This window comes from Streptomyces sp. NPDC089424, from assembly GCF_044749345.1.
Classification (GTDB): domain Bacteria; phylum Actinomycetota; class Actinomycetes; order Streptomycetales; family Streptomycetaceae; genus Streptomyces.
Genome location: NZ_JBIVHU010000005.1, coordinates 424486 through 434153, shown reverse-complemented (window position 1 = coordinate 434153; position 9668 = coordinate 424486). Strand labels below are relative to the sequence as shown.

The 9668-nt window shown below is 69.4% G+C and carries 9 protein-coding genes and 1 pseudogene; 6 read left to right on the top strand and 4 right to left on the bottom strand.

Annotation, left to right across the window (positions count from 1 at the left end; all coding sequences use genetic code 11):
* Positions 1-624: pseudogene (locus tag ACIP2X_RS24545) on the bottom strand (hypothetical protein); the annotation flags it as partial.
* Between the two features lie 114 nt (positions 625-738).
* Positions 739-948 carry a hypothetical protein gene (locus ACIP2X_RS24540; protein ID WP_401676492.1) on the bottom strand — a complete coding sequence of 70 codons (210 nt, stop codon included), beginning with the start codon at positions 946-948 and terminating at the stop codon, positions 739-741.
* A gap of 186 nt (positions 949-1134) precedes the next feature.
* On the opposite strand from ACIP2X_RS24540, the gene ACIP2X_RS24535 reads away from it, so the two are divergent.
* Positions 1135-2109 (top strand): carbohydrate kinase family protein, encoded by a 975-nt coding sequence (locus ACIP2X_RS24535; protein ID WP_401676491.1) that lies wholly within the window; start codon positions 1135-1137, stop codon positions 2107-2109.
* Between the two features lie 21 nt (positions 2110-2130).
* Here ACIP2X_RS24535 and ACIP2X_RS24530 read toward each other — a convergent pair whose 3' ends face one another.
* Positions 2131-3507 carry a cysteine desulfurase/sulfurtransferase TusA family protein gene (locus ACIP2X_RS24530; RefSeq protein WP_401676490.1) on the bottom strand — a complete coding sequence of 459 codons (1377 nt, stop codon included), beginning with the start codon at positions 3505-3507 and terminating at the stop codon, positions 2131-2133.
* 317 nt (positions 3508-3824) lie between these two features.
* Here ACIP2X_RS24530 and coxB point away from each other — a divergent pair, with 317 nt between their 5' ends.
* From coxB to ACIP2X_RS24510, 4 genes are all read left to right on the top strand, one after another.
* Positions 3825-4784: a cytochrome c oxidase subunit II gene (gene coxB / locus ACIP2X_RS24525; protein ID WP_401676489.1), complete on the top strand. Its 960-nt coding sequence runs from the start codon at positions 3825-3827 to the stop codon at positions 4782-4784.
* Positions 4781-6514 (top strand): cytochrome c oxidase subunit I, encoded by a 1734-nt coding sequence (gene ctaD / locus ACIP2X_RS24520; protein WP_401676488.1) that lies wholly within the window; start codon positions 4781-4783, stop codon positions 6512-6514. Before coxB ends, ctaD begins: the two co-directional genes overlap by 4 nt.
* The gene (locus tag ACIP2X_RS24515) at positions 6511-6909 is read left to right on the top strand and encodes a cytochrome c oxidase subunit 4 (RefSeq protein WP_401676487.1); all 399 of its coding nucleotides are present in this window, start codon (positions 6511-6513) and stop codon (positions 6907-6909) included. The genes ctaD and ACIP2X_RS24515 overlap by 4 nt, the downstream gene beginning before the upstream one ends.
* Positions 6910-7049: 140 nt before the next feature.
* Positions 7050-8315, top strand: coding sequence for an Ig-like domain-containing protein (locus tag ACIP2X_RS24510; RefSeq protein WP_401676486.1), 1266 nt, complete (start codon positions 7050-7052; stop codon positions 8313-8315).
* A gap of 93 nt (positions 8316-8408) precedes the next feature.
* On the opposite strand, the gene ACIP2X_RS24505 is transcribed toward ACIP2X_RS24510, so the two are convergent.
* A complete protein-coding gene (locus ACIP2X_RS24505; RefSeq protein WP_401676485.1) occupies positions 8409-8810 on the bottom strand; it encodes a hypothetical protein in 402 nt (133 codons plus the stop codon).
* A gap of 192 nt (positions 8811-9002) precedes the next feature.
* On the opposite strand from ACIP2X_RS24505, the gene ACIP2X_RS24500 reads away from it, so the two are divergent.
* Entirely contained in the window at positions 9003-9623 is a 621-nt protein-coding gene (locus tag ACIP2X_RS24500; protein ID WP_365448445.1) for a heme-copper oxidase subunit III, read from the top strand.
* Positions 9624-9668: the final 45 nt, after the last annotated feature.

Genomic DNA, 9668 nt, shown 5'->3' with positions numbered 1-9668 from the left:
TTCGGCGTCGTCCGTGTCCGGGGCCGGCGGGTCCTGGGGCTCGGCAGCTTCCGCGTCGTCGGGAACCTGGGCCTGCGGGCCGTCCGCGTCCGGCGCCGGAGGGTGCTGGGACTCGGCGGCTTGTGCCTCGTCGGGGGTCCGGGCCTGCGGCCCGTCTGCCTCTGGTGCATGTTCGGCGTCCGCGTCCGGTGCTGCCGCGTCGTCCGGCCGGGGGGTTTCGGCGTCGTCCGTGTCCGGGGCCGGCGGGTCCTGGGGCTCGGCAGCTTCCGCGTCGTCGGGAACCTGGGCCTGCGGGCCGTCCGCGTCCGGCGCCGCTTCGGCGTCCGCCTCGTCCGGCCGGGGGGCTTCGGTGGCGTCCGCGTCCGGGGCCGGCGGCTCCTGGGGCTCGGCAGCTTGCGCCTCGTCGGGGGCCTGGGCCTGCGTGTCGCCCGGCGCCGGTTCAGTGTCCGCGTCCGGGGCTTCCGTCTCGTCCGGAGTCCGGGCCTGCGCGGCGTCCGGGGCCGGTTCGGCGTCACCCTCCGAGGTCGGTACGACCTCTGTCTCCCCCGTGACCTGCGCGTCCTGCTCGGCGGCGCCGGTCCCGGCCGCGACGCCGTCGTCGTTGTCGGGTCGCTCGGTGTTCACCGCATCGCTCCTTCGGCTGCACAGCTCACGCTGGTGGGTCGTATCCCGTATCCCCTCCACGGGGGACAGCGATGGGACGCAGCAGGGGAGCGCGCGGTTCCCGCGCGAGCCGGCTCAGTCGCCGTAGTCGGACATCGCGTCCAGCAGACGGGCCGACCTCGGCGGCACGGTCACGCCGTGGATCAGCGACGGCGGGACCGGACGGGCGGCGTGCCGGTCGGGAGCCGACCAGTGCGGCACCATCCGGGCGCAGTCGCCCCGCAGGGCGGCCAGGTCACCCTCCAGGTCGACGGGGGCGGGAACCGGAGCGTCGAGTTTCGTCATAGCGGCACCGTAGGCACGGAGTGGCAGGTGAAGAAAGATCTACTATCGGGTAGTTTTCGCCGTTTGGGCGCCGCCCACCCCCCTTCCGGCCGGTACTTCGCGCCCATCCGGCCATCCACTTCAACGGCGTCACCGCAACCGGGTAGCGTGAATCGTCAACCCCCTCCACCCGGGAGATTCCACGCCGTGCGCATCGCAGTCACCGGCTCCATCGCCACCGACCACCTCATGACCTTCCCCGGCCGCTTCGCCGACCAGCTCGTCGCGGACCAGCTGCACACGGTCTCGCTGTCGTTCCTGGTCGACAAGCTCGATGTCCGCCGGGGTGGGGTCGGCGCCAACATCGCCTTCGGCATGGGCCAGCTCGGAACCCGGCCGATCCTGGTCGGCGCCGCCGGCGCCGACTTCGACGAGTACCGCGCCTGGCTGGACCGGCACGGCGTCGACACCGCCTCCGTACGCATCTCCGAGACCCTGCACACCGCCCGCTTCGTGTGCACCACGGACGCCGACCACAACCAGATCGGCTCGTTCTACACCGGCGCCATGAGCGAGGCCCGCCTGATCGAGCTGAAGACCGTCGCCGACCGGGTCGGCGGCCTCGACCTGGTCCTGATCGGCGCCGACGACCCGGAGGCGATGCTCCGGCACACCGAGGAGTGCCGCTCCCGCGACATCGCGTTCGCCGCCGACTTCTCCCAGCAGATCGCCCGCATGGACGGCGAGGAGATCCGGATCCTGCTGGACGGGGCGACGTACCTCTTCTCCAACGAGTACGAGAAGGGCCTCATCGAGTCGAAGACCGGCTGGAGCGACGAGGAGATCCTCGGCAAGGTCGGCCACCGCGTCACCACCCTCGGCGCCCGGGGCGTGCGCATCGAGCGGGCCGGTGAGGACCCCATCGAGGTCGGCTGCCCCGAGGAGGAGCGCAAGCTCGAACCCACCGGCGTCGGCGACGCCTTCCGCGCCGGCTTCCTGTCCGGCCTGGTCTGGGGCGTCGGCCTGGAGCGCGCCGCGCAGGTCGGCTGCATGCTGGCCACGCTCGTGATCGAGACGGTCGGCACCCAGGAGTACGCCCTGCGCCGCGCCCACTTCATGGACCGCTTCACCAAGGCGTACGGCCATGACGCCGCCGAAGAGGTCCGCACCCACCTGCGCTGACCAGGGCCTGTCCCACAGGCCCTACGCCCGCCGGCGGACCACGTAGGCCGTTCCCCGGTCCGCCGGCTCCTCACCCACGTACTCCTGGCCCCGCATCGCGCACCACGCCGGGATGTCCAGCCGGGCCGCCTCGTCGTCCGCGAGCACCCGGACCGTGCCGCCCACCGGCACCTCCCCGATGACCTTGGCCAGCTCGATCACGGGGAGAGGGCAGAGCTTGCCCAGCGCGTCCACGACGAGCGCGTCGTCCTCGACGACCGTGCGGGGCGCCGGCGCCCCGAGCTTCTCCCGGACCGCCGTGACCGCCCCGGGCAGCACCTGGAGGAAACGCTCGACGTCCTCCTCCGCCGCCCCGGGCGGCAGCGACACCCGCACGTTGCCCTCACTGAGCACGCCCATCGCCTTCAGTACATGGCTCGGCGTCAGCGTGCTGCTCGTGCAGGACGATCCGGACGAGACGGAGAAACCGGCGCGGTCCAGCTCGTGCAGCAGGGTCTCCCCGTCGACATAGAGACAGGAGAAGGTGACGACCCCCGGCAGCCGCCGCTCCGGATCGCCCACCACCTCGACGTCCCCCAGCAGTTCCGGCACCCGCGTCCGGATCCGCTCCGTCAGCTCCCGCAGCCGCAGTGCCTCCTGGGCCGCCTCGGCCCGCACGGCCCGCAGCGAGGCCGCCGCCGCGACGATCGCCGGGATGTTCTCGAAACCGGCGGCACGCCCCGACTCCCGTTCGTCGGCGGGCCCTTGCGGCGCGAAGCGCACCCCTTTGCGTACCGCCAGCAGCCCCACCCCCGAGGGGCCGCCCCACTTGTGGGCGCTGGCCGTCAGCAGCGACCAGTCGCCCGCAACCGGCCCCCACGCCAGCGACTGCGCCGCGTCCACCAGCAACGGCACCCCGGCCGCCCGGCACACGGACGCCACCTCGGCCACCGGCTGCACGGTCCCCACCTCGTGGTTGGCCGACTGCAGACAGGCCAGCGCGGTGTCGGGGCGCAGCGCCTCGGCGTACCCCTGGGCGCGCACCGCGCCCTCCCGGCCCACCGCGACCTGTGTGGTCGTGCCGCCGTCCCTCTCGTTCACCTCCGCCGCATGGAGCACCGAGGAGTGTTCGACCGCTGACACGATCAGGTGACGCCCGGCGCGCCGACGTCCGGCCAGCGCACCCGCGATCCCCATGTGCACGGCGCGGGTTCCGGAGGGGGTGAACGCCAGCTCGTCCGCGCGGCACCCCACCGCCTCCGCGGCCGCCTCCCGCGCCGCGTCCAGCAGCATCCGGGCCCGCCGCCCCTCGCGGTACAGCCGCGCCGGATCGGCCCACCCCTCGTCGAGGGAGGCCAGCAGGGCCTGTCGCGCGACGGGATGGAGGGGGGCGGAGGAGGCGGCGTCGAAGTAGGACATACGGCAACGCTAAGCGTCCCGGAGGGGCGCGGGGAAGCGTCCACGGAGCGGGCGACGGTCCGCGCCCGCCGAAAAACCCGCTGGTCCGGGTCGCCGGACGCCCCGAACCCACCGTCAGAAGTAGCCCAGAGCCGGGCAACCGACCCCTTCGGCTGACCCGGCGGCGCGTTCGGGCACCCTCCCCGCGAACCCCCGGAGACCGTCGGCTAGGGTTTGGTCCGCATAAACATCCAAACCCCTGCCCGACGCAGGGCGGCGACCGACCAGCGAGAAGGCCGCAGCCGACAGCGCGGGCGAGACTCTCGGGAAGGCGCTACGTGAGTCCCAACGGCTCCGACCGCTCGCCGCGGCGCCCGATGCGGCGGAAGCTGCTGCAGGCACTGACCGCGGGCCTGGTCCTGGCGACCGCCACCGGTTGCACATGGGAGGACTTCCCCCGCCTTGGTATGCCCACCCCCACCACGGAAGAGGCGCCGATCGTCCTCTCCCTGTGGCAGGGCTCCTGGGCTGCCGCGCTCGCCGTCGGCGTGCTGGTGTGGGGCCTCATTCTGTGGAGTGCCATCTTCCACCGGCGCAGCCGCACCAAGATCGAGGTTCCTCCGCAGACCAGGTACAACGTGCCCATCGAGGCGCTGTACACGGTGGTCCCGATCATCATCGTCTCGGTCCTCTTCTACTTCACGGCGCGCGACGAGACGAAGCTCCTCGACATGTCCAAGAAGCCCGACGTCACGGTCAACGTGGTCGGCTTCCAGTGGAGCTGGTGCTTCAACTACATCGAGAATGTCGAAGGTTCCACGGGGGACGCCAAGACGTCCAAGGAACTGGCCGCCATTCCGGACCGCTACAAGAAGGAGTTCCCGGCCGACGCCGGCGGCGTCTACGCCTGCGGCACGCCCGGGGAGCGGAACCCGCAGACGGGCAACCCGGGCCCCACCCTCTGGCTGCCCGAGGGCAAGACGGTCCGCTTCGTGCTCACCTCGCGTGACGTCATCCACTCCTTCTGGGTGGTGCCGTTCCTGATGAAGCAGGACGTCATCCCCGGCCACACCAACGCCTTCCAGGTGACCCCCAACAGGGAGGGCACCTTCCTGGGCAAGTGCGCCGAACTGTGCGGCGTCGACCACTCCCGGATGCTGTTCAACGTGAAGGTCGTCTCTCCGGAGCGCTACGAGCAGCACCTCAAGGACCTCGCCAAGAAGGGGCAGACCGGTTACGTTCCCGCGGGCATCGAGCAGACGCCTCACGAGAAGAACCGGGAGACGAACCAACTGTGAGCATCCTCAACGAACCCGCGGGTGCCGCCGAGGCCGGCTCGTACGAGAACGAGCTGCCGGTGCGGCGCAAGCAGCCCGGCAACGTGGTCGTGAAGTGGCTGACGACCACCGACCACAAGACGATCGGCACGCTGTACCTGGTCACGTCGTTCGCGTTCTTCTGCATCGGTGGCGTGATGGCGCTCTTCATGCGCGCCGAGCTCGCCCGTCCGGGTACGCAGATCATGTCGAACGAGCAGTTCAACCAGGCGTTCACGATGCACGGCACCATCATGCTGCTGATGTTCGCGACGCCGCTGTTCGCCGGATTCGCGAACTGGATCATGCCGCTGCAGATCGGCGCGCCCGACGTGGCGTTCCCGCGGCTGAACATGTTCGCCTACTGGCTGTACCTCTTCGGCTCGCTCATCGCGGTGGCCGGCTTCCTCACCCCCCAGGGCGCGGCCGACTTCGGCTGGTTCGCCTACTCCCCGCTGTCGGACGCGGTCCGCTCGCCGGGTGTGGGCGCCGACATGTGGATCATGGGTCTGGCCTTCTCCGGCTTCGGCACCATCCTCGGCTCGGTCAACTTCATCACCACGATCATCTGCATGCGCGCGCCCGGCATGACGATGTTCCGCATGCCGATCTTCACCTGGAACGTGCTGCTGACCGGTGTCCTGGTCCTGCTCGCCTTCCCGGTCCTCGCGGCCGCGTTGTTCGCCCTGGAGGCGGACCGCAAGTTCGGTGCCCATGTCTTCGACGCGTCGAACGGCGGGGCGTTGCTATGGCAACACCTCTTCTGGTTCTTCGGGCATCCAGAGGTGTACATCATCGCGCTGCCGTTCTTCGGCATCATCAGTGAGGTCATCCCGGTCTTCTCCCGCAAGCCGATGTTCGGCTACTCGGGCCTGATCGCGGCGACCATCGCCATCGCGGGTCTGTCCGTGACGGTGTGGGCGCACCACATGTACGTCACCGGTGGTGTGCTGCTGCCGTTCTTCGCCTTCATGACGTTCCTCATCGCGGTCCCGACCGGTGTGAAGTTCTTCAACTGGATCGGCACGATGTGGAAGGGCTCACTGTCCTTCGAGACCCCGATGCTCTGGGCGACCGGCTTCCTGATCACCTTCACCTTCGGTGGTCTGACCGGTGTCATCCTGGCCTCGCCGCCGATGGACTTCCACGTCTCCGACTCGTACTTCGTGGTGGCGCACTTCCACTACGTCGTCTTCGGCACCGTCGTCTTCGCGATGTTCTCCGGCTTCCACTTCTGGTGGCCGAAGTGGACCGGCAAGATGCTCGACGAGCGGCTCGGCAAGATCACCTTCTGGACGCTGTTCATCGGCTTCCACGGCACCTTCCTGGTCCAGCACTGGCTGGGCGCCGAGGGCATGCCGCGCCGGTACGCCGACTACCTGGCGGCCGACGGCTTCACCGCCCTGAACACGATCTCGACGATCAGCTCGTTCGTGCTCGGCCTGTCGGTCCTGCCGTTCTTCTACAACGTCTGGAAGACGGCCAAGTACGGCAAGCCGGTCGGCGTCGACGACCCCTGGGGCTACGGCCGCTCGCTGGAGTGGGCCACCTCCTGCCCGCCGCCGCGGCACAACTTCCTCACCCTGCCGCGGATCCGCAGCGAGTCCCCGGCGTTCGACCTGCACCACCCCGAGATCGCCGCGCTCGAGGAGCTCGGCCACGGCGGCCACGGTGCCAGCGCCCTGGCGGGTAGCAAGGAGGCCGGTAAGTGAAGATCCAGGGCAAGATGTTCATGTGGCTGAGCGTCTTCATCCTGGCCATGGCGATCGTCTATGGCTTGTGGTCGAAGGAGCCGGCCGGCACCACGGCCCTCTTCCTGGCTTTCGGTCTGTCCATCATGATCGGCTTCTACCTGGGCTTCACTGCCCGGCGGGTCGACGTGGGTGCCCAGGACAACAAGGAGGCCGACGTCGCGGACGACGCGGGCGAGCTGGGCTTCTTCAGCCCGCACAGCTGGCAGCCGCTGTCCCTCGGCATCGGTGGCGCGCTCGCCTTCCTCGGTGTCGCGGTCGGCTGGTGGCTGCTGTACTTCTCCGCCCCGCTGATCCTGATCGGCATCTGGGGCTGGGTCTTCGAGTACTACCGCGGTGAGAACCGCACCCAGTAGCTCGCGCCGAGCGCTCAAGGAGCCCGGATCCTCCGTCAGGAGGGTCCGGGCTCCTTCGTTCTCCACGTTTCACACCAAGGGTGTCCCTCGTACGGATGACTCACCGCGCCGAGATTGACGAATCTTCCTAGCGTGAAGCCATGAGCCACTCCTCGCGCACCCGCAGAATCGCCGGTTGCACGCTGGTGGTGATCGCCCTCGGCGCGGGCGTCACCGCCTGCAGCAGCGACGACGGCAACCCGCTGTCCGCCACGCCGTACGACGCGGCCGAGCACATCTCCTTCAACGGCCCCACCAAGGCCGGGAAGAAGGCGGACCCGGACAAGCCCCTGGAGATCACCTCCGAGGGCTCCGAGGGCCGGATCACGGACGTCACGGCCGTGGACGCCGCAGGGCGCCATGTCTCGGGCGAACTCTCCGCCGACGGAGGCCGCTGGCACAGCACCTCCCCGCTGGCCGCCGACGCCCACTACACGGTCCGGGTGAGCACCGAGGACGAGGACGGGGCCCCGGGACGACGGGTCGTCACCTTCGACACCGGCAAGCCGCGTACCCAGAAGCGACTGGCCGTCACCTTCGGCCCCGAGGCGGGCAAGTACGGCGTGGGCCAGCCGATCACCGCCGACCTGAGCCAGCCCGTCAAGGACAAGGCGCAGCGCGCGATCGTCGAACGCGGCCTGAAGGTCGACTCCAACATCGTCGTGGAGGGCTCCTGGCACTGGGTCGACGACAAGAAGCTCCACTACCGGCCCAAGGAGTACTGGCCCGCCAACGCCACCCTGCAGGTGCGCAGCAACCTCGACGGCATCAAGATCAGCGATCGGCTCTGGGGCGGTACGGCGAAGCCCTTGAAGATCACCACCGGCGACAAGATCGTCGCCATCGCGGACGGCGCCAGCCACCACATGACGGTCTTCAAGAACGACAAGGAGATCAACACCCTCCCGATCACCATGGGCAAGCCCGGCTTCGAGACCCGCAACGGGGTCAAGGTGGTCATCGGCAAGGAGTACTTCGTACGCATGCGCGGCACCACCGTCGGCATCGCCGACGGCACCTCCGAGTCGTACGACCTGCCCGTCTACTACGCCACCCGGGTGACCTGGAGCGGCGAGTACGTGCACGCCGCCCCGTGGTCCGTCGGCGACCAGGGCTCGGCCAACGTCAGCCACGGCTGCGTCGGGATGAACACCAGCAACGCCTCGTGGTTCTACGAGACCGTGCGCCCCGGCGACATCGTGCAGGTCGTCAATTCCTACGGCAAGACGATGGAACCGTTCGGCAACGGCTTCGGCGACTGGAACGTCGAGTGGGCGAACTGGCGCAAGGGCAGTGCCCTGGTCACCGGCAGCCCCGAGGGCCCCGACGAGACGGAACGCGTCAGGCTGCAGCCCCAGACCGTCTGAGGCCCGGCGGAGCAACGCCCCTCAGGGGCGCGGGGAAAGCATGCGACAGGCCACCCGGGGCCCGGCCCCGGGTGGCCTGTCGCCTCCGCGCTCTCAGGCGCTGGCCAGCTTCTTCCGGCGCAGCAGGGCGGCCAGGGCGTTCGCGAACTCCACCGGCTCCACGGGCAGCGTCACCGCGGCGTCGGCGCGGCTCCAGGTGGCCAGCCAGGCGTCCTGCGGCCGCCCGATGAGCAGGAGCACCGGCGGGCAGGCGAAGACCTCGTCCTTGATCTGCCGGCACAGGCCCATGCCGCCCATGGGCACGGCCTCACCGTCCAGGACGCAGACGTCGATCCCGCCCTTGTCCAGCTCCGTCAGGACGGCGGCGGGGGTGGCACACTCCACGTACTCCACCACCGGGACGTCCGGCGCTGGCCGCTTGCCCGCGGCCAGCCGCACCTGGGCGCGGGTGTTGGAGTCGTCGCTGTAGACCAGCACCGTGGCGGTCGGCTGCATGCTTCCTCCGAGACGTCGGCGTCGTACGCGAGGGCCGGGACGGAACGGCCCGATGCGGCGGATGCTACTCCCTTGAACACCTCGTCAACACCGGTTCGCACACGCCTTCCCTGGGCCATCCGGGCAGTACACACGCTGCGGACACTCCGAACGGCACCCCCCGGAGTGAGGGCGGGATAAGCGACCGACATAATGTCGGTCGTGGCGACAGCAACGACAGTAGATACCGGGCACGCGCACCCGTCGGTCAACCGGCCGAACCTCACCAGCGTCGGAACCATCATCTGGCTGAGTTCCGAGCTGATGTTCTTCGCGGCCCTCTTCGCGATGTACTTCACCCTGCGATCGGTGACCGGTCCCGAGTTCTGGCACGAGAAGGCCTCTGCCCTGAACTTCCCGTTCTCGGCGACCAACACCACGATCCTGGTGCTCTCCTCCCTCACCTGCCAGCTCGGTGTGTTCGCCGCCGAGCGCGGTGACGTGAAGAAGCTCCGGATGTGGTTCATCGTCACCTTCGTGATGGGTGCGATCTTCATCGGCGGCCAGGTCTTCGAGTACACCGAGCTGGTGAAGCACGAGGGCCTCTCGCTCTCCTCCGACCCGTACGGCTCGGTCTTCTACCTGACCACCGGCTTCCACGGCCTGCACGTGACGGGCGGACTCATCGCCTTCCTGCTGGTCCTCGGCCGTACCTACGCGGCTCGGAGGTTCACCCACGAGCAGGCGACCGCCGCCATCGTCGTGTCCTACTACTGGCACTTCGTCGATGTCGTCTGGATCGGCCTCTTCGCCACGATCTACATGATCAAGTAGCCGGGACCCGCTCCCGCGCATTCCAGAAGACTCGACGCAGAAGAT